The 20,324-nt window shown below is 50.3% G+C and carries 22 protein-coding genes; 19 read left to right on the top strand and 3 right to left on the bottom strand.

The features are described from left to right. Positions 1-20: 20 nt before the first annotated feature. The 6 genes from M3194_RS14700 (at position 21) to M3194_RS14675 (ending at position 6,380) form a co-directional block, all read left to right on the top strand. Complete coding sequence (locus M3194_RS14700) at positions 21-2,249, top strand: heavy metal translocating P-type ATPase (protein WP_285889262.1); 2,229 nt, start codon at positions 21-23, stop codon at positions 2,247-2,249. A gap of 95 nt (positions 2,250-2,344) precedes the next feature. After that, on the top strand, positions 2,345-3,061 hold the full coding sequence (locus M3194_RS14695) for a YebC/PmpR family DNA-binding transcriptional regulator (RefSeq protein ID WP_251654818.1): 717 nt from the start codon (positions 2,345-2,347) through the stop codon (positions 3,059-3,061). A gap of 258 nt (positions 3,062-3,319) precedes the next feature. Continuing rightward, positions 3,320-4,258: an aldo/keto reductase family protein gene (locus M3194_RS14690; RefSeq protein ID WP_251654817.1), complete on the top strand. Its 939-nt coding sequence runs from the start codon at positions 3,320-3,322 to the stop codon at positions 4,256-4,258. A 14-nt stretch (positions 4,259-4,272) separates the two neighbouring features. Continuing rightward, positions 4,273-5,121 (top strand): NAD-dependent epimerase/dehydratase family protein, encoded by an 849-nt coding sequence (locus tag M3194_RS14685; RefSeq protein WP_251654816.1) that lies wholly within the window; start codon positions 4,273-4,275, stop codon positions 5,119-5,121. A gap of 139 nt (positions 5,122-5,260) precedes the next feature. Then, entirely contained in the window at positions 5,261-6,163 is a 903-nt protein-coding gene (locus M3194_RS14680) for a DMT family transporter (RefSeq protein ID WP_251654815.1), read from the top strand. 19 nt (positions 6,164-6,182) lie between these two features. Then, positions 6,183-6,380, top strand: a complete 198-nt coding sequence (locus M3194_RS14675; RefSeq protein WP_251654814.1) for a helix-hairpin-helix domain-containing protein — start codon at positions 6,183-6,185, stop codon at positions 6,378-6,380. On the opposite strand, the gene M3194_RS31275 is transcribed toward M3194_RS14675, so the two are convergent. Beyond that, positions 6,363-6,488, bottom strand: a complete 126-nt coding sequence (locus M3194_RS31275; protein ID WP_285889261.1) for a hypothetical protein — start codon at positions 6,486-6,488, stop codon at positions 6,363-6,365. The genes M3194_RS14675 and M3194_RS31275 overlap by 18 nt on opposite strands. Positions 6,489-6,556: 68 nt before the next feature. Between M3194_RS31275 and M3194_RS14670 the strand changes: the two genes are divergently transcribed. From M3194_RS14670 to M3194_RS14655, 4 genes are all read left to right on the top strand, one after another. Further along, positions 6,557-6,724: a hypothetical protein gene (locus tag M3194_RS14670; protein WP_251654813.1), complete on the top strand. Its 168-nt coding sequence runs from the start codon at positions 6,557-6,559 to the stop codon at positions 6,722-6,724. A 93-nt stretch (positions 6,725-6,817) separates the two neighbouring features. After that, positions 6,818-7,618, top strand: a complete 801-nt coding sequence (locus tag M3194_RS14665; protein ID WP_251654812.1) for a hypothetical protein — start codon at positions 6,818-6,820, stop codon at positions 7,616-7,618. Between the two features lie 16 nt (positions 7,619-7,634). Continuing rightward, entirely contained in the window at positions 7,635-7,796 is a 162-nt protein-coding gene (locus M3194_RS14660) for a hypothetical protein (protein WP_251654811.1), read from the top strand. An 80-nt stretch (positions 7,797-7,876) separates the two neighbouring features. After that, positions 7,877-8,341, top strand: a complete 465-nt coding sequence (locus tag M3194_RS14655; protein WP_251654810.1) for a VanZ family protein — start codon at positions 7,877-7,879, stop codon at positions 8,339-8,341. 41 nt (positions 8,342-8,382) lie between these two features. On the opposite strand, the gene M3194_RS14650 is transcribed toward M3194_RS14655, so the two are convergent. Beyond that, the gene (locus tag M3194_RS14650; RefSeq protein WP_251654809.1) at positions 8,383-8,964 is read right to left on the bottom strand and encodes a TetR/AcrR family transcriptional regulator; all 582 of its coding nucleotides are present in this window, start codon (positions 8,962-8,964) and stop codon (positions 8,383-8,385) included. A gap of 251 nt (positions 8,965-9,215) precedes the next feature. Here M3194_RS14650 and M3194_RS14645 point away from each other — a divergent pair, with 251 nt between their 5' ends. The 7 genes from M3194_RS14645 (at position 9,216) to M3194_RS14615 (ending at position 15,935) form a co-directional block, all read left to right on the top strand. Next, complete coding sequence (locus M3194_RS14645; protein WP_251654808.1) at positions 9,216-10,691, top strand: MDR family MFS transporter; 1,476 nt, start codon at positions 9,216-9,218, stop codon at positions 10,689-10,691. Positions 10,692-10,846: 155 nt separating this feature from the next. After that, entirely contained in the window at positions 10,847-11,416 is a 570-nt protein-coding gene (locus tag M3194_RS14640) for a C39 family peptidase (protein WP_251654807.1), read from the top strand. 151 nt (positions 11,417-11,567) lie between these two features. After that, a complete protein-coding gene (locus tag M3194_RS14635) occupies positions 11,568-11,852 on the top strand; it encodes a chorismate mutase (RefSeq protein ID WP_251654806.1) in 285 nt (94 codons plus the stop codon). Between the two features lie 109 nt (positions 11,853-11,961). Continuing rightward, positions 11,962-12,240, top strand: a complete 279-nt coding sequence (locus M3194_RS14630; RefSeq protein ID WP_251654805.1) for a hypothetical protein — start codon at positions 11,962-11,964, stop codon at positions 12,238-12,240. Then, the gene (locus M3194_RS14625) at positions 12,212-13,306 is read left to right on the top strand and encodes a GerAB/ArcD/ProY family transporter (protein WP_251654804.1); all 1,095 of its coding nucleotides are present in this window, start codon (positions 12,212-12,214) and stop codon (positions 13,304-13,306) included. Before M3194_RS14630 ends, M3194_RS14625 begins: the two co-directional genes overlap by 29 nt. Next, the gene (locus tag M3194_RS14620; RefSeq protein ID WP_251654803.1) at positions 13,303-14,712 is read left to right on the top strand and encodes a spore germination protein; all 1,410 of its coding nucleotides are present in this window, start codon (positions 13,303-13,305) and stop codon (positions 14,710-14,712) included. The genes M3194_RS14625 and M3194_RS14620 overlap by 4 nt, the downstream gene beginning before the upstream one ends. Then, entirely contained in the window at positions 14,709-15,935 is a 1,227-nt protein-coding gene (locus M3194_RS14615) for a Ger(x)C family spore germination protein (protein ID WP_251654802.1), read from the top strand. The genes M3194_RS14620 and M3194_RS14615 overlap by 4 nt, the downstream gene beginning before the upstream one ends. A gap of 56 nt (positions 15,936-15,991) precedes the next feature. On the opposite strand, the gene M3194_RS14610 is transcribed toward M3194_RS14615, so the two are convergent. Beyond that, entirely contained in the window at positions 15,992-16,591 is a 600-nt protein-coding gene (locus M3194_RS14610) for a LysE/ArgO family amino acid transporter (protein ID WP_251654801.1), read from the bottom strand. A gap of 122 nt (positions 16,592-16,713) precedes the next feature. On the opposite strand from M3194_RS14610, the gene pdxR reads away from it, so the two are divergent. Together pdxR and M3194_RS14600 are read left to right on the top strand one after the other, a co-directional pair. Further along, the gene (gene pdxR, locus M3194_RS14605) at positions 16,714-18,150 is read left to right on the top strand and encodes a MocR-like pyridoxine biosynthesis transcription factor PdxR (RefSeq protein WP_251654800.1); all 1,437 of its coding nucleotides are present in this window, start codon (positions 16,714-16,716) and stop codon (positions 18,148-18,150) included. A gap of 133 nt (positions 18,151-18,283) precedes the next feature. Then, the gene (locus M3194_RS14600; protein ID WP_251654799.1) at positions 18,284-20,317 is read left to right on the top strand and encodes an acyltransferase family protein; all 2,034 of its coding nucleotides are present in this window, start codon (positions 18,284-18,286) and stop codon (positions 20,315-20,317) included. The last annotated feature ends 7 nt before the right edge of the window (positions 20,318-20,324 follow it).

The raw sequence follows: 20,324 nt of genomic DNA, 5'->3' as shown, positions 1-20,324 counted from the left end.
GAGAAATGGATGTGTTGCGTATGCCCCCCATGGAATCGAATGACCAGGCAACCTTTGACATAACCGGAATGACCTGCGCCGCTTGTGCGAACCGTATCGAGAAGGGATTAAACAGATTGCCCGGCGTTGCATCCGCTACGGTGAATTTCGCGATGGAAACGGCCCGGGTGGAATATGCGTCAAACGAAGTGACCGTGGAAGATATGCGGCGCAAGGTCGAGCAGCTGGGTTACGCGGCTCTTGAGCGCGTGGAAAGAGGGGATGCGCGGAAGCATCCCGAAAGACAAGGACAGATCAGGAAGCTGATCATATCCGCCGTCCTATCCCTTCCGCTTATCTGGAGCATGGTTGGGCACTTTTCTTTCACCTCGTGGCTTTATGTGCCGGAGCTGTTCATGAATCCTTGGTTCCAGCTGATCCTGGCGACTCCCGTTCAGTTCTACATTGGCCGGTCCTTCTACGTAAGTGCCTATAAGGCGCTTAGGAACGGCGGCGCCAATATGGACGTCCTTATCGCGTTAGGCACGTCTGCCGCGTATTTCTACAGCTTATACGCCACGGTGAAGTGGGCAGCGGACGGTTCCTCGATTCATCACGGACCGGAGCTGTATTTCGAGACCAGCGCGATTCTGATTACTCTTGTCTTGCTCGGGAAGCTGTTCGAGACGCTTGCGAAGGGCCGTACATCGGAGGCGATCAAGTCGCTGATGGGATTGCGAGCTAAGACGGCGACAGTTATAAGAGAGGGTCAGGAAATGATGATCCCCGTTGAGCAAGTGATCAAAGGGGATGTCGTAGTTGTGCGGCCCGGCGAGAAAATTCCCGTTGACGGTATCGTGGTGGAAGGCGCTTCTGCCGTGGATGAAGCGATGCTGACGGGCGAAAGCCTGCCGGTTGAGAAGAACGCGGGAGATACGGTTATCGGAGCAACGATTAACGGCAACGGCATTCTGAAAGTGCAAGCGACGAGGGTTGGGGCAGAGACAGCGCTGGCTCAAATTATCCGGGTCGTTGAGGAAGCCCAAGGCTCCAAGGCGCAAATTCAACGGATTGCGGATGTGATCTCGGGTATCTTTGTTCCTATTGTGACAGGTATAGCTCTTATCGCTTTTCTGGTCTGGCTGATCTTTATCAAGCCCGGTGACGTAACGGCAGCCCTCGAGACAGCCATTGCGATTCTGGTTATTGCCTGCCCGTGCGCGCTTGGATTGGCAACGCCTACTTCGATTATGGCGGGATCCGGACGCGCAGCCGAGCTCGGTATCTTGTTCAAGGGCGGAGAGCATCTGGAGCAGACGCATAAAGTGGATGTCGTAATCCTGGATAAGACGGGGACGGTGACAAACGGCAAACCGACTTTAACGGATCTTGTTGTTGCGGAAGGCAGAGACGAGGAAGATTTTCTGCGTCTTGTAGGCGGTGCAGAGCAGCTATCGGAGCATCCCTTGGCCGTTGCGATTGCCGATGGGATACGGGAGAGGGGTATATCCTTTGCAGCCGCGGAATCGTTTGAGGCTTTGCCGGGCTTTGGGATCCGGGCTGTAGCGGAAGGACAGTCCATCCTGATTGGCACTCGCAGGCTGATGGAGCAAGAGGGGATTCAAGCGGCGGAAACGTATCCGGTAATGGCCGATCTGGAGCATGCAGGCAAAACGGCGATGCTGGTTGCCATTAACGGTCAATACGCGGGAATGATCGCGGCTGCCGATACGATCAAAGAAAGCTCGCTTTCCGCCGTACAGCGGTTGAAGCAGCTTGGCATTAAGGTCATTATGGTTACCGGCGACAATGAGCGGACTGCGCTAGCTATAGCCGGTCAGGCTGGTATTGACCACGTGCTGGCGGAGGTCCTGCCGGAAGGCAAGGCCGCTGAAGTGAAAAAGCTTCAACAGCAAGGACATATCGTCGCGATGGTTGGTGACGGCATCAACGACGCTCCTGCACTGGCTACCGCCAATATCGGCATGGCGATTGGCACGGGTACCGATGTGGCGATGGAAGCGGCAGATGTCACGTTGATGCGCGGCGATCTGGAGAGCATCCCGGATGCCATCTATATCAGCCGCATGACGATGCGCAATATTAAGCAGAATTTGTTTTGGGCGCTTGGCTACAATACACTTGGCATTCCAATAGCGGCCATTGGCCTGCTTGCTCCGTGGGTCGCCGGCGCGGCGATGGCGCTCAGCTCCGTCTCGGTTGTTGCGAACGCCTTAAGACTGCAGAAGCTTCATGTAAGACGCCGATAACGACGAATGTCCGCACCGCATTCGGATTAGGAGTTGTCCAATACAAGGAAAAGTCGTTATAATAGGCATATAGAAAATGAAGAAAGTGGTGCAGCATGGGTCGTAAGTGGAATAACATTAAAGAGAAAAAAGCTTCTAAAGACGCCAATACAAGCCGCATTTATGCGAAATTTGGTCTTGAAATTTATGTAGCGGCGAAGAAAGGCGAGCCTAACCCGGAATCCAACGGCGCTCTGAAGTTCGTTCTTGAGCGCGCGAAGACGTATAACGTACCGAAGGCGATTATCGATCGCGCGATCGAGAAAGCAAAAGGCGGCTCGGATGAGCAATATTTCGAGCTCCGTTATGAAGGATTTGGTCCCGCGGGCTCGATGATTATCGTTGATGCCTTGACGAACAACGTTAACCGCACGGCTCCTGAAGTACGCTCGGCTTTCAACAAAGCCGGCGGCAATATGGGCGTAAGCGGCTCGGTATCCTATATGTTCGATCAAGCGGCGGTTATCGGCGTGGAAGGCAAATCGCTGGATGACGTCATGGAGATCATGCTGGAAGCGGATGTGGATGTCCGCGACATCGTGGAAGAAGACGAGTCCGTGATGGTGTATGCCGCTCCGGATCAGTTCAACGCGGTTCAAGAAGCCTTCAAGAATGCGGGCATTACGGAATTTGTAGTTGCGGAAGTAACGATGCTTGCGCAGAACTACGTTACTCTTCCGGAGGATGCGGTAGCTTCCTTCGAGAAGCTGATTGATGCCCTGGAAGATCTTGAAGACGTTCAACAGGTTTACCATAACGTTGAATTTGAATAATGGTTATATGGGAGACGGTCGCCTGTTAGGCGGCCGTTTTTTCGTGCCGCGTGGATTAATATCAAGGTATATCCAAGTATAGTAGGTAACCTGGAACCAATCTAATGAAAAACATTTCAGTTCTTTTCAACCTGATGGTTGTCCATTAGAATAGGGGTTGCTTGTACGAAACGTGCATGGCTCCTAGTTGGCAGGATGATGCCGTTTGCGTTTGAAAGCGTTTGTCTAATCTCGGCTATCGAATGGAGGAAGAAAACAATGAAATATCGGAAACTTGGCGGTACAGGTCTGAAGGTTAGTGAAATCAGCTTAGGCAGCTGGCTTACATATGGCGGTTATGTCGAGCGCGAGAACGCGGTAAACGCGATCCGCACGGCTTACGATTTGGGAATTAACTTTTTTGATACGGCAAATGTGTATGAACGGGGCGGAGCAGAGGAGCTTGTAGGCGAAGCGCTTAAAGCTTATCCGCGCGAGTCTTACGTTCTGGCGACAAAAGTATTCTGGCCGATGGGCGACGGCCCTAACGACCGCGGTTTGTCCCGCAAGCATGTTATCGAGCAGGCCAACGCCAGCTTGAAGCGTCTTGGTCATGATTATATCGATATTTACTATTGCCACCGTCATGATCCGGAAACTCCGCTTCACGAAACGCTTCGCGCGATTGATGATCTGGTTCGTTCCGGCAAAGTGCTGTACGTCGGAGTAAGCGAATGGCAGGCTTCGCAAATCGCGGAGGCTCTTGGCGTAGCGGATCGTTATTTGCTCGACCGCATTGTAGTGAACCAACCGATATATAATATGTTCGAGCGTTACATTGAGAAGGAAATCATTCCTCTCAGCGAACGTTCCGGCATTGGCCAAGTCGTATTCTCGCCGCTTGCGCAAGGCCTGCTGACGGGTAAATACACGTCAACGACCGATTTCCCTGCCGACAGCCGCGCAGCCAAGATCGATTGGATGGGTAAAGGCATTACGGAAGAGAAAATCAACAAGGTCCGCCAGCTTGAAGCTATTTCCGCTGAGCTTGGCATTAGCGTAGGCAACCTGGCGCTTGCTTGGATTCTCCGCCAGCCAAACGTTGCCAGCGCGCTTGTTGGTGCCAGCCGTCCGGATCAAGTAACCGAGAATGCGAAGGCTTCCGGCATTAGCTTGAGCGAAGATGTACTGACGCAAATTGAATCGATCTTGAAGTAAGGAGACTAGTTTAGATGGCAAAAGTCGTAGTTACCGGAGGCAGCGGAATGCTTGGGCGATGGATCGTCAAGCATTTTGCGGACAAAGGTTATGAAGTGCTGAACGTGGATACTAAGCATCCGGAAGAGGCTGTTTGCCCAACCCTGATCGTGAATCTGGAGGACCTGGGACAAACTTACGGCGCGCTTGCGGGAGCAGACGCCGTCGTGCACATGGCGGCTATTCCAAGAGCGGGAATGGTGCCGCCCGAGGTTACTTTCCGCAACAACGTGATGTCGACCTATAATGTGCTGGAAGCAGCGGCCGGCCTCGGCATTAGCAAGGTGGTAATCGCGTCCAGCGAGTCCTCCTACGGGATCTGCTTTGCGGAGCATCCGTTTGGACCGCAATACGTGCCGATGGATGAGGCTCATCCGCAGCTTCCGCAGGACAGCTACGGTTTATCCAAAATCGTCAACGAAGCTACAGCGGATATGTTCCACCGCCGTACCGGCATGCAGGTCGTATCGCTTCGCCTGGGCAATGTCATTCCGCCGGAATGGTATGAGCGCTTCCCGTCCTTTATTCATAAGCCGGAGGAGCGGGAACGCATCCTTTGGAGCTATATCGACACGCGTGATGTCGCGGAGGCTTGCGAGCTTGCGATTAAAGCGGAAGGGCTTGGCTCTGTGGCTATCAACCTTGCTAATGATGAATCGAGCATGGATATAGTAAGCCGCGAGCTGATGGCGGCGCGTTACCCGGAGGTCACGGACTTCCGCGCTCCGCTTGAAGGCTACGAATCGCTGCTTAACAGCGATAAAGCGAAAAACCTGCTTGGCTGGCAGCCGAAATATTTCTGGCGCGAGCAGCTGGACAAATAGATGAACAGAAGACCGGCTATCACCGTAATCGATTGGTGAAGCCGGTCTTTTTGTATAGACAGCCTTCCGGCAGGAGGAGTATACTTTATTAGCTTACTTAAGGGAATTTACTTATCGATATAAGAAGGTGCCGCAGCTTGTGAGTTATTTGTTTCTATTCCTGGCGACATTGGCCTGGAGCTTTGTTGGGGTGCTGGTCAAGACGGCATCTACGATGGTGGACAGCTCCATCATCTCATTTTGCAGGTTCTTCTTTGGCGTTATTGTGCTAGGAATCTACCTGCTCATGAAAGACGGCAAGATTCAGTTCCGTTATCGTATGAAATGGCTCTGGTTTGGTGCCGCTGGCAAGTCTGCCAACTATATTTTCGAGAATATCGCGTTAATGATCGGTTACTCTTACGGCAATATCCTCGTACAGCCTGTTCAGACGGTCATTCTTCTGTTTGCGGGAAGCGTTATCTTCAAGGAGAAGGTAACAAGGGCAGGCTGGCTCTCAGCTGTTCTCTGCGTCATGGGCGTTATTGTGGTTGGCTGGAATGGCGTTCCGCTGGATGAGCTGCTGGGCAGCAGCGGATTGACGACTGTGCTCTTTACCTTGGCGGGGATCGGCGCCGCGATTCATGTCTTGAGCCAGCGCATGCTTGTGAAGACGATGGATAACGGGAACATGAACTTTTCCGTCTTCCTGCTCGCTACGTTGATGGTGTCTATTCCCATACCGTTTCAGACGCAAGGGTTTACGGGAGTGTCAACGGCCGGTGCGTGGAGCGCGCTTGTTATCCTTGGAGTAATTACGGGTCTCAGCTTCTTCTGGTTCGCGGAAGCCATGAAGCGGGTGCCGTTTGCCGTCGTGGCGATTGTTGGCAACAGCTCCGTATTGTTCTCGATTCTGTGGGCGTATATCTTCTTCAAGGATCCGATTACAAGCTATATTATTATAGGTACACTAATCTTTGTAGCAGGCTTCCTTCTTCTTAACTTCTCGGGTCCAAGGAAAAAGACGGTGAAGCAGGAAGACGGCGTCGAAGCCGCAGTATAAGAAGAACGGAGCGATTATCATGGAACAAGTCAGCGACCTGCCGGCGAAGCTGAGCAAGCCGGCCTTGCGGGCTTTTGCAAATGCAGGCTACCTGAAGCTCGAACAATTTGCCGGATTAACCGAAGAAGAGGTGCTGGCGCTGCATGGCGTGGGGCCAACGGCCATTGTTCTGCTTCGCCAGGCACTTGCGGAAAAGGGACTAGCCTTCCGTCAATAAGGCAAAGAGCAGCAGTCGCTGCTCTTTTTTTTCGTGCATGCGGATTTTATGCCGATATAACGTATTCATCCCATCCGTGGCCCGATTGGCATGGGCAATCTGTTTCATAATTTGGTCTCCTTCGTTATATATTTGTAAGCATGTGACCATGATGGGTAATGAAGGGGGAAGCTGCAATGTTCGTCAGCAGTAAGAAATCTGCCAGGCTCCGGCTGCGCATTGCCTCTCAGAGCACGATCCGCACAGCAAGCGGCAGGGAGCTGGTTGTCGCAGAAATTAAGACAAATAAACCGATTCCGCCAGCCTCGCATGGTACCGTACGATTACGCGGCAAGCTGCAATAATGCAACGTTAGCCCCTATATTTAGGGGCTTTTTGTTGTTGCCTGGAAAACTTTTCTTCGAGTATACTGTTAGGAGGACGGGAGGGGGCTAGACTTGAAAAGATTCGGACAAGCCGTCTTTGGTACCGTTGCCGGACAGATTATCTTCTGGGTAGTTGTCAGTGTAATGCTTCCCGCCTTGCTGGAGGAGCTCTTCGCCTTGAATGATTGGCTGTCAAAGCCTCTTGGACGCTTAGCCGAATGGAAGGCGGACAGTACCCTCGAAGGCAGACTGAAATTTATCGTTTTATTTATTGTATACGCTTCACCGATAGCGGTAATTGCGGGCTTCATCGCCTCACGGCTTAAGTCGAGGGAGATTGAAGCTGCGATGCCTCCGTACCGGTCACGCAGCAACTACGAACGCTTAATCGCCGACGTGAAGGAAACAGTGAGCAGCCGGGATGCCGCAAATGAACTCAAAGCGGAGAAGATCAACCTGTTGTTTGATGCCCTGATTGAGGATGTATGCCATCTGTTCCAGGTGCAGCGGACAGGGGTGAGGGCCGTTCTGGTTATTAACAACCGGGGCAGGCATAAGCTGACGAGCTGGCGCTGGGGACGTGCCTGCACGCCTGATCAGGACCGGATGGACTATAAGGCGATCGACAAATTTCTCGAGACGGAGCTTACTTATCCGACATGGGAGCAGGTAAAAAGTCATTTCGATCATACCGATTCCGATACGCTTCTCTTTATCCGCAATAGCGGAAAGCTGGGACTCGGCTGCTTGATCGCCATCGAGAATTCGATCGATCTTGAGGCGCATCTGCAGGAATGGGAGCATATCGTAAGGCCCTTTACGATGCTGGGACATATGGACAAGCTGGTACGATTTGTCGTAAACTATACGTAGAGGGAGGCGATTCCAGATGAACTTATTCGATCGATTATTCGGTAGCAAGCCTAAGAAAACACCAGTAAAGATCGTTCGAAAGGTTAAGCATTCGGATAAGCCGGCCTTAACGATTGCCAAGCACGGAACCGTTATCTTGCGCGGCAAGATTGAAGACGATTATAATATGGCGAAATAACAACAAGCCCCTTAGCCGCTGCACACGCGGAGAGGGGCTATTTATTTTTCTATGTATTCGAAAGGAGGCCGCATACGGAAATGCAACAGGCCGAAACAGGCTGGAGATGGGGGAAGCCGGTCAACCTAATTATCCTGGCGCTATTTATCCTCTACAGTCTCATTATGATCAAGCTGCTGTTCATCCGGGGGGACTACTACCGATGGAACAAGTATAACTATAATATCATTCCGTTCCATACGATTAAATCCCTGATCTACAACCGGGATGCCTATAATACCGATGCCTGGGTGAAAAATCTGTTCGGGAACATTGTCTTGTTCATTCCGCTTGGAGTCTTTATCCCAGTGCTGAATCGCAGGATGCTTCATCCGGTTAGATGCCTCACGGTCATTATTCTTCTTCTATTGCTCGTAGAGTTGATTCAATTGGTAACCAGAGTAGGGAGCTTTGACATCGACGATATTATTCTGAATACGTCAGGCGCAATAATTGGATTAGCTTTTATGACGAGTCTCGCTCCTTGGTTGTTACGTCAGCATTAAGACAAAAAAACCGCGCCATTGGCGCGGTTTTTTGTTTGCCCTTATTTCTTCAGAATCCCTTCGAAAAACACTTGGAAGGTAATTAGCAGCTGGTCTCCAAAGCCATCCTTCGAGATGCCCATCACCCAATTGAGCATAGTCCCCAAATACATTTGCGTGGCAATGCAGGCCATCGTCTGAGCCGGGATTGTCGTGGTGAATTCACCGGTCTGCTGACCTTTCTCAAAGACGGGAACAAGATTATCAATGATTAAGCAGAAGCCGTCCTTGCTTTCTTCGATATTCTGATTGTTAGCGAGCATGCCTTGGATCGACAGCAGCAGCATGCCGTGATTCTGAGCCATCGAGTCCCCTAAAGTCTTGATCAAGGCGAGGAAGCGGGGAGTATAAGGACCGGGTTTATCCTTCAGGTTGACTAATTCATCAATAGTCACTAATTTGTCCAGCTTGCCGCGGACATCCTCTTTGGTCTTGAAATAGTTAAAGAAGGTGCCCTTGGCAACGCCGGCAGCTTCCGTGATTTGGGCGACGGTAGTGGCTTCAAAGCCTTGTTCGGCAAACAGGCACATCGCCGCTTCAAGTATTCGGTTTTTGGTCTCGAGCTTTTTCTCTTCTCGGTTCACAGCCATCATCCTCCGTTATTGCCTACAGTATAGCATATCCAAGAAGGAATGGGGTTCAAACTTTAAATGACCAATAGTACAATAATATCAATTCATTCTAACTAATGAGATATTTGTTTTCTCAATAACTTGCTTTATATGCAATTATATAGCCGTAAAATAAAAATGACCATCGGTTCAATTAAATGTTGACCGATGGTCATTTTATCGTTATAATCCAAAATGACAGAAGTTAAGAATGGAGGATATACATGACGAAATCAAATGTTCTGGCTGTACCGGACGCGAGTACGTTCACGATCCGATCGATCATCGCGCCGCTCATTGCGGTTATTGTTGGTTTATTTATGGTTATTCTGGACGGGACCGCTATGAACGTTGCTTTAAGCGGGTTCATGAAGGAGTTCGGGAAGGACCTGTCCGTCGTGCAATGGACGACGACAGGTTATGCATTGGCACAAGCGGCGGTTATCCCGCTGGCCGGCTGGCTGTCCGACCGATTCGGGGCGAAACGGATATTCCTGGTGTCGGTGGGGATGTTTACGGTTGGTTCCTTGCTTTGCGCGTTTGCAGGCAATATCGAAATGCTGATTTTATTCCGCGTCATTCAAGGTCTTGGCGGCGGCATGGTTATGCCGATTGCCTTCGCGATTATCTATAGGCTGAGTCCCCCCGAGAAGGTGGGCTCGGTGATGGGGATGCTGGGGATCCCGGTTCTGATCGCTCCGGCGTTAGGCCCGGTTGTAGCCGGCGCATTCATTGATTATGCATCGTGGCACTGGATTTTCCTGATTAATATCCCGCTTGGCATTATTGGCATTATCGCCGGCATACGAACCTTGCCGAACATTGAACGCCAATCGGTGAAGTCGCTGGATATTCCGGGTATTGTATTTGGACCGCTTGCCTTTGCGGCCTTATCGTACGGGGTAAGCGAAGGGGGAAATAGCTGGACATCGGTTCAGACTTTAACCGGACTGATTGTTGGAGCAGCTTCGTTAATCATCTTTATATTCGTTGAACTGCGGAGCAAGCAGCCGCTACTGGAGCTTCGGGTATTCCTTTCAAGAGATTTCAGCAGGGGCATTATCGTGCAGTGGTTTACCCAAATCGCGCTTATGGGAACGTTCTTCCTGATTCCCATGCTGCTTATTCAGGTGCAAGGTCATACCGCAACCGAATCCGGCCTGATCATGCTTTCACAAGCGATTGCTTCCGCGGTCTTTATGCCAATCGGCGGCAGACTGTTTGACCGGATTGGCGCTAGACCGCTTATCGTTACCGGACTCAGCGTTGTTGGCATTGCTTCATTTCTGTTATCAAACATCTCCGCCGATGACGGCTTGTCGCTTATTCTGATCACTTCCGGTCTGTTTGGCGTCGGAATGGGATTGTCCATGATGCCGATGAATACCTATCTGATTCAAGCCTCTCCGCCAAGATTGGTTGGACGCGTGACAGCTCTCACTTCCGCTGCTCAGCAAGTCATGACGTCATTTGCGATTGCGGGTCTCAGCACGTACTTGACGACGAAGATAAAAAATGCCGCAGAGCCAGGGCAAGCACCTGATGTTGCCGCGTTATACAGCTCCTACGGAGAAACCTTCCTTGTTGTTGTCGGAATAGCCATAGCAGGCGCTATACTCGGCTTGCTGCTTCGTAAACCGGTAAGAGCTCCCGGTGACGAAGGGGCAATCGCGGAAGCGCCAATGATGATGGGGCATTAATCCCCGGAAAGTCCGATCAGAATATTGACTGCCCTGGCATCTGCCGGGGCTTTTTTCATTCAAGGGGAGCATAAAATAAAGCACGGCCAAGAATCCAAATCATCGAAATCATCCGCTTATACTGGAAAAGCATATTTATTTGCAGGGGGATAAGAATGGCAAGTAATCTGGTTTATTACAGTCAAAAAGACAAGCGTTGGTCAAGTCTTCCGTATACCGTCACCGGCAGCAAAAAACAGACAATCGGGACAAGCGCCTGCGGGCCTGCGTCCTTTGCAATGGCGGCAAGCTGCTTTCTGGGGAGGGCGATTCTGCCTTCAGAAGCCGCTAGGTTCGCATTAGACAAGGGTTACCGCACACGAAGCAAGGGTACAGCTTGGGGATTCTTTGCGGCAGCTTCGAAGCATTATCAATTAGGCTGCATCCAAACCCGCTCGCTGGAGACTGTGCAAAAGGCACTCTCGGCCGGCGCTCTTGTTATAGCAACGATGGGCCCGGGACATTTGACAGCTGTCGGTCATTTCGTGCTTATGGTGGGTATTTCCGGCATATGGGCAGATGTTTTTGACCCTAACCATAACAACAAGAATTACGGGAATGATGGTCTGATTAAACAAGGCGTAAAGAAGGATGGCAAGATTTCCGTTCAGCTGTCGGTGTTTCAGAGAGAAGCGAGGCAATTTTGGATAATCACAAAGGAAGATAATGAACTCCAGAGACCCTAATCCGAACGAAATTACCATCTTTTTCTGAATTGTTCAGGAATGGATGTTTTTTTTCGTTTACAGACTGTACATCTGTATGTTATCTTCAATATATAATGTTTGCTTTACCGCTATAAAGCGTCTACGCGACATCAGACTACGGAGGGTGCACATGACAGCATTAGAAGGACTGCGATCGGCCATTGATAAGACGGACCAACAGATTGTTGCTTTATTGGCTCAAAGATTCATCTATACTGAGGCAGTAGGGGAATACAAAGCAGCAAATCAGCTTCATTCACAAGACCCTAGCCGGGAAGAGCAGCAGTTCAAGAAAATTGTTGAGCTCTCCGAGCAATACGGCTTGAGACCCGAGTATGCCGTAGACATTTATCGTAGAATTATGGACATCGTTATTTCCAGACATCAAGAGCTTCAAGCAGATAAGGCGGTATAAAGCGCTGCGGTTGTAACTTCGGTTACGCCGCAGTGCTTTTTTTGTACATATTTCCATTCCTATTGGAGCAAAATGACAATAACTCAAAAACGTTAGGGAGGGTGTCCGTATGATCATCCTCGGTCTGTTTATCATCAGCGTGCTGGGCTTGCTGTTCATGTCTATGCTGGACGTGCTGGTGTTTAAACAGCAGTTCTTGCAAGCGATTGTGCATTTGCTCCCGATCTACCCGGATACTTCAACGATTTTTATCATTGCAGCTGCGTTCCTGATGGCAGCCTGGACGGACTTCGATATGACCAAACGTCTAAAGAAGAAATTCGGAAGCCAATCTAACAAGCAGGGAGGTGGGGAGAACGGTGGTGCCAAGCAAAACAAACGCGGTTGACATGTTCGCGATGCAGCTGGTCTTTTTGCTCAGCACATCCATTATCTTCGGAACGCCTAGTGTCGTTCCCGACTCGTGGTTAGTTGGCATTATCGCGTTTTTCCCCGCATGCTTGTTTATTGTCATATATGGTGCCATGTTATCCTCTCAAAAAAATTTGGGACTGTATCCTCTGCTTGAGAAAGCATGGGGGAAGGTTGTGGGCAGAGGGTTTGTGCTTATCTATGCCACTTACTTCTTATACATTGCGGCACGAAATATTCGGGATATGATTGAGCTTATCATGAGCGCGCTGCTGCGCATGTCGCCGGTGCCGGTTCTGACTACGCTGTTCGTGCTCATTATTGCTTATGCCACATTAGGCGGGATACAAGCCATTGCGCGTTTTGCCTCGCTTGTTCTATGCATTGTCTTGGCGATGTTGTTCATGCTGGCAGTCTTATTGATGTTCAGCAGCTCGATTATTCTGGAGCAGATGCTTCCGTTCTTGTCGAAAGGGATAGGGCCGGTCGTGCAGTCCGCCTTTCAACATTCCATCTGGTTCCCTTATGGAGAGATCATCGTTTTTCTGGTTTTTCAACAAGAGCTTGGAGGGGCGAAGGGATTTCGCCGCGTCACCTTGTATGCTTTTCTCAGCGCATGCTTCATTTTGTCGATCACGGATCTGATTCAAGTCTGGACTTTAGGGATCGAGGGGAAAAAATATTCCTCTTTCGCCTTATTGGATGCCGCTCGTCTTATAAATATCGCCAATATTATAACGCGGATGGACGCGGTCATTGCGTTAATCATTATCTTCGGTACGCTGCTCAAATGCTCAGTCTTTCTCTTTGCTTGCGCGGAAGGCTTAACGCATATTTTTAAGGGCCAGCAGGGGAAATATAATTTCCCGCTTGCTCTGCTTGCAGGGGCATTCTCGATTCTCGTAACGCGCAACAGCGCCGAGCATATGATTGAAGGCTTGAAATACGTCATCTATACCCTGCATATTCCGCTTCAGCTGGTGGTGCCGCTCTTGACGCTGCTGCTGCTCCGAATCCGTTACCGAAAAGGGGAGTCCACATGAATACGGAGAATCAGAACGCGATTGGGGAGGATCCATACGGATTAGAAAATGTAAAAAAACAATTTGACCAAGTGTTTGGCAATACGGCTGATCTGGCGGTAGTCTCCGTCAACGTGGGGCAGTATAAAGGGCTGTTATGCTATCTGACCACCATGACGAATACGGATTTTATCATCGATCATGTCCTCAACGATCTTGCGCTGTCCGAGCAAAAAGAGCCTATGGGCAAGGAAGAGACGTTCCATCTTCTGGAGACCATCCATTATGCCGTTCTTAAGCATGAAACCTTGCAGAGCATGGACACGGTGATGGACAAGATCGTCCTTGGCAAGGCCGCTATCTTTATCGATGGATTTCAGAAGGTGCTTGTTCTGGAGGTTAGAACTCTCAATTCCCGTTCTATTGAAGAGCCATCCACGCAAAATGTGGTTCGTGGTCCAAAGGAAGGCTTTACGGAATCCGCGGACACCAATATGAGCTTGATCCGCAGAAGATTCAACAACGTAAATCTCCGCTTCGAGCGATTTGAACTGGGTTATAAGACACACACGGCCGTCTATATCGCTTACCTGAATGGCGACGTGGATGAACATATTCTGAAGCAAGTGAGAGACAAGCTGAACAACTCGCATATCGACAGCCTGTTTGATTCCGCAAAGATCGAGGAGCTGCTTCACTCCAAGAATAAAGGGGTCATTTTATTTCCGACCGTCTATAACAGTGAACGCCCGGATGCGATATGCAGCCATATGATTAACAGGCGAATAGCGGTATTGGTTGACGGAAGTCCGTTTGTGCTCATTGTTCCGTCGCTCTTCTCCGATTTCTTCAAATCGCCGGAGGACGAGTATCAATGGTCGTTGATCGGAGCCTTTGCCCGCTGCCTTCGCTACTTCGCTTTTATTCTGTCGCTAATTGTCCCGGCCCTCTATATCGCGGTGACCAGCTATCATCAGGAGCTTGTTCCGACCATTCTGCTCACCAGTATTGCGGCGCAGCGGGAAGGGATTCCTTTTCCGGCGAGTATAGAGATTCTATTAATGGAAATTACATTCGAAATTCTGCGCGAAGCGGGTACCCGAATGCCCCGGCTTGTGGGTCCTACCATCTCCATCGTAGGAGCTCTCGTGCTCGGGGAAGCTGCGGTGCAAGCAGGTGTTGTCTCGAATATTAATGTCATCGTCGTATCCATGACAGCTATCTCCGGCTTTGTAGCGCCTATTTATACGTTTGGTTCAAAGGTTAGATTCTTCCGGTTCGGAATGATCATCATGGCTTCCGTAATCGGGTTGTATGGTCTAGTCTTGGGCTGCTGTCTTCTTATGGTGCAGTTAACGCGAATCGAATCCTTTGGCGTGCCGTACGTATCCCTGTTCTCCCGATGGGATAAGAGGAGGACGACATGAGATTCATGCGAATAGCAGGGGTGATTATGCTGTGCTGCTCCCTGACAATCGCTTGTACGGGTTGCTGGGACCAGACCGAGCTTAACCGATCTTCGCTTGTCACCGGTATGGCTTTGGAGCCGGGTGACCATATGAAATACAAGGTGACCTTCGAGGTTGTTAACGCCCTTGAAACCGACCCGAACAAAGGAGGAAAGGGCGGTACGCCTACCGCCGTTTTCTCCAAAGAGGGTAATTCGATTGCGGAGGCTACTCAGAAAATCAACGAAAATCTGGAACGAATGATTCTGATCTCTCATATTCGGGTTATCATCATTGACGAGAGGCTTGCCCGGAAAGGGATCAATCAGTTTATAGACGTTCTGCAGCGGAACCGTTATATCCGAGAGGATGTTCTTGTTCTCGTGGGGAAAGGGTCCAAGGCATCCGACTTCCTCAAGACGGTCTACGCGAGGGGGCAATACGCCGGTTATAAGATACAACTGCAGGTAGAGACTTATCGCAAGGTGTATGGCGGTATTCCCCGCAGTCACTTGTACGATGTTGCGCAAGCCTTGTTGACAGAAGGACGCGTGCTGCTGCTGGGGGCGATCTCCATAACGGGAGATGTGGAAAAAAGCGAGTCCCTCGACGCCATAAAAACCGTCTATCCGGCTGCCGTTGTCAGAATGGCGGGAGCTGCCGTCTTCCGCGGCGATAAGCTGATTGGCTTCCTGTCGAATGAGCATACGCGCATGGTGATGCTGGCAAGCGACTACGTGAATAACACCTTGTTTGCGATCCCCGGACCGGACGTTAATCCTTCAAACCCAGGTGCCATTGCCGTTCAGTTCTACCATATGCATAGCCATATGCATGTCAAGATGGATGGAAATACGCCTAAGGTTCGTGTGGTCGTTGAGGGTGACGGTAAAATAACAAGCATTGACGAGAATATCAAGCTATCGACGATTCAGGGGTTTGAGAAGGTTGAAGCGATGACCAGGGATTACGTGAACGAACAAATGCTGAAGACAGTCAGCTATGTCCAGAAGAAGTTTGGCGTAGACGTGTTTGGCTTTGGCCAGCATTACTACCGCTACCACTTCCGCAAGTTTAAACCCTTTGCGCAGAATTGGGATTCGTACTTTGTCAAAGCCGAGGTCAAAGTAGACAGTAACTTTACCTTAAGACGTCCGGACTTGAAAACCCAAAAGGTAATGAAGGATGGGATTGGGCCTTAAACGAAGAGCAAGAAAGACCAACAACTGTTGGTCTTTCTTGCGTTAGAAGAGGAGATTCAGAGATTAATCGCGACCATGATGACCGCGGATAACCAGATAAGGACTGCCGATAGCTTATTGACGACCTTCATCAGTCTGCCGCTTGTATCCATCCTGCCTAGCATTCGCCCTGCCAAGGCGAGAGTGAAGAACCACAGCCAGGAAACGAGAATGCAGGCGGCGGTGAACATCCCCTTGTCAAACCCGCCGTAATGAAGGGAGCTTGTGCCGATTACCCCGATCGTATCCATAATGGCATGAGGGTTTAAGAGGGAGACGGAGACGGCAAGCATTATCTGCTTGCGCGGGGAGTACCGTACTTCCGATGCTTGCAAATCACCAGCGGAACGCCAGGTCGTCCATCCGATGTAAGCGAGGAAGAGGACGCCGGCCATAATAAGAATGGTTTTGAGCACGGGGATGCTTATAATAAGAACTGAGACTCCTAGAATGGCAAGCAGGATCAGAAGCGTATCGCAGATCGCCGCGGCGATCACAACTGGCAATGCCATTCTGAATCTGGTCTGAAGGGCGCCTTGGGAGAAAATAAATACGTTTTGCGCCCCGAGGGGCAGGATCAAGCCAACGGCCAGCAATAAACCATGCAGGAACGGCAATCGAAACACAGCCTTTCAATGTTGTAAATATGGTCCCATTGTATAGGGCCAGCTGCCCGTTGTCGCCATCCAAATGGTTGGCAGACAACCCAACCAATGCAAACGAATAACGGGGGAGAACCATGAAATATGAAACAAACTGGCGGCCTGTGAGAGGCAGCGGAATTCCCTTGTACCTGCAAGTAGCAGATTACATAAGGGATAAAATCGAAACCGGAGAATGGCCGCCCGGCAGCCGAATTCCTACCGAAAGAGCGATTGCGCAGGCTTTTTCCATTAATCGGAGCACGGTCGTGCAGGCATTCGCAGAGCTTGCGGCAGAAGGTTATATCGAGGGGAGAAGCGGGAGCGGCACGTTCGTTTCGTCTAATACGGGAGATAAGGGCATTCCAAAGCTGCCGGATTGGGAGTCCTACGTGAAGACAGGCGTTCACCGTCCTAATAACCGGACCATTCAGGATATTAATCATGCGGAGTTTATGCCGGGTATTATAAGGCTGGGCACGGGTGAGCCTTCACCGGATTTGTACCCGCAGTCGATGGAGACCATTCTGCGGCAGCTGCCAATCCCCATGAAGGATCTTGGCTATCCGGAGCCTCGTGGACTGTATTCGCTTCGGGCGGAAATAAGCCGTCATATGGCCGGTTACGGGGTTCATGTATCACCGGACTCGGTTCTTATTGTCTCGGGGGCTCTTCAGGCACTACAGCTTATTGCGCTTGGCCTGCTCAAGAACGGATCATCCGTATTAACGGAAGCCCCGTCTTACCTGCAATCCCTCCAGGTCTTTCAGTCAGCCGGCATGAGTATGTCGGGTCTTCCGATAGATGAGGAAGGCTTGTCGGAGAAGGCTTTAGAGCATTATGCAAGGAGCGGGAAGGGGACTATTCTTTATACGATTCCAAGCTTTCACAATCCTACGGGTACCGTGATGACCGGGAAGAGAAGGCAGGAAATTTATCAACTCTGCGCCCAGCATAAGCTGCCGATGATGGAGGATGATGCGTACCGAGATCTTTGGCTGGACGAGCCTTCTCCTCCACCGATTAAAGCGCTGGATCAGAACGGACTGGTCCTGTATATCGGAAGCATGTCAAAGACATTGAGTCCCGGCCTCAGAATCGGTTGGGTCATCGGACCGGAGCAGGTTATCCATCGGCTTGCCGACGTGAAGATGCAGTCGGATTACGGCGCAAGCACGTTATCGCAATGGACGGTTAAGCAATTTCTAGAGCAAGGAAAGTATAGCGAGCATTTGGATTTTGTGAGAAGAGAGCTGAGGACTCGCCGGTCGCATATGCTGCGGCTGCTGGACCGTTATTTGAAGGGAAAGGCGGATTGGAGCGTGCCAAGCGGCGGCTTTTACATTTGGCTGAAGCTCAAAGGCGGGGTATCCATAGCCGCTTTGTTCGAGACCTTGCTTAAGGAGGGAGTACTCGTAAATCCCGGCTTTCTCTATGACAAAACCGATCAGCGGCATCTTCGGCTTTCCTATTCTTACGCTTCCTTGGAGCAGATGGAGAAGGGGATTTGGCAGCTTGCAAACAGCATTCCTTGAAAATAAGGGATGCTGTTTTTTTGTTCGAAATTTCCATTAGAAAAATGCAAACTTTTTGGGAGGGAATTGCGTCTTGATAACATAACAAAATTATTTAATAAGTAAGGGACGGAAAACAGCAATGGAAGACAACATGAACAGTAAGAAACGTTATATGCCCGGTATTGACGGGCTGCGGGCTTTATCGGTGCTCGCCGTTATCGCGTACCATCTAAACATGAAGTGGGCGCAGGGTGGATTGATTGGAGTTGCGATCTTTTTTGTCATCTCCGGCTACCTCATTACCGATCAAATCCTAATCCAGAAGCAGCGTTACGGAAAGCTGGATTTGAAAGATTTCTGGATCAGAAGAGCGCGAAGGCTGCTTCCTGCGATGTTCTGTATGCTGTTGTTTGTTGCCATATGGCTGTTGTTCCTCGATCCCGATCGACTCATACATTTGCAAGGCGATTACTTATCATCGTTATTCTATATAAATAACTGGTGGCTTATCTTCCATCAAGTCTCGTATTTCGAAAGCTTTGGTCCGCCGTCCCCCATCGGCCATTTATGGTCGTTGTCGATTGAAGAGCAGTTTTATCTGATATGGCCGTTGCTGCTGCTCCTGACTCACCGCCGCGGCAAGCTGTTTATTTTTATTCTTGCGGCGGCCGTTGCTTCGGCTTTGTTAATGGCGTTCCTGTATGTACCGGGTTCCGATCCTAGCCGCGTGTATTACGGTACGGATACCCGCATGTTTGGGCTTCTAATCGGTGCAGCGCTTGCCGTGGTTTGGCCTAGTCATAAGCTTAACGCCGCAGTATCGAAGGCGTCCCGATTCTCAATGGATATAGTCGGTGCGGCCGGTCTGATCATACTTATCGTCATGATGTACCAAATGAATGAATATGACTCATCCCTTTACGAGGGCGGATTTATGGGCTTGTCCGTTCTTACGGCTCTTGTAATCGCTGTCCTTGCCCACCCGGCAAGCATGCTGGGCAAGGCAATGGGCGTACGTCCGCTCAAATGGATTGGCGTTCGTTCTTATAGCTTATATATTTGGCATTATCCCGTTATTATTCTGACTAATCCGTCCAATCAAGCAAGCAAACCAGGCGTCCTGCTGATTATGGTGCAGATCGCGGCAAGCTTTATATTAGCAGCTTTGTCCTACAAGTTTGTGGAAGAACCGCTTCGACGCGGCTCGCTTCGCGCGAAGTTCCGGAACGTATTATCCGTTAGATGGCTTGGTGTACAGCCGCTTGCTTTTCTTATCATTATCCCTTTATTGCTCACGCCCAGCGTCTTCGGAGACTACTACCTGTTAAAAGCCAAACCGGCATCGGTGCCGGTTGCCTCCCAGGATAACAATCCGGAACATGACGAACAGTCGCCTACGCCAACGCCGAGCAGTGGAGAAGATGACCAAGCGAGTGCCACGCCGGATCAGGATCCCGGCAAGCCTGTTACCAATCATGCACATGAGAGTACGAAGGATAATGATGATTCTAAACCGTCCAAAGAGCCGGAGCATACGGAAAAGCCTGAACAAACGCCGAAGCCGTCAACGGAACCGTCAACCAAACCGTCATCGGAACCGTCGACTGAACCAACAACGCCGCCGTCAACAGAAACACCGGCAGGGGACTCCGGCGAAACTCCGCCTAAGAACTCCAATGAACCTGCGGAGACAACCAAGCCGCCTGTAGAGCATTCATCGGGTAAAGGCATTACCGTAATCGGCGATTCCGTCATTCTGGATGCTGCGCCATTCCTCGAGAAGCATATGCCGGGTATTGTTATTGACGGAAAGGTTGGACGTCAAATGAGGCAGGCGCAGGCCGTTATTAATCAGATGAAAGCTGATAATACGCTGGGCAGCACGGTCGTCATTGAGCTGGGAACAAACGGTTCTTTTACAAACAAACAAATCAAGGCTTTGATCCAGTCACTGGATAAGGTTGATCATATTTATCTTGTTAATACGCGGGTTCCGCGGGATTGGCAGGATGTCGTAAATAAGATGCTTCCAGAAGTTGCTAAGGCATACAACAATGTCACCGTAGTAGACTGGTATTCTGCAAGTGAAGGGAAGGACGATTATTTCTCCAAGGATGGCGTTCACCTAATGCGGGAGGGCGCAGAGTTCTATGCAGCTATGCTGATGGACGCTATCGCCAAGTGACATAAAT

It is taken from the genome of Paenibacillus glycanilyticus (genome assembly GCF_023715145.1).
Taxonomy (GTDB): Bacteria; Bacillota; Bacilli; order Paenibacillales; family Paenibacillaceae; genus Pristimantibacillus; species Pristimantibacillus glycanilyticus_A.
Note: the sequence above shows the minus strand (reverse complement) of the source record. Positions and strands in the feature narration are given on the sequence as shown.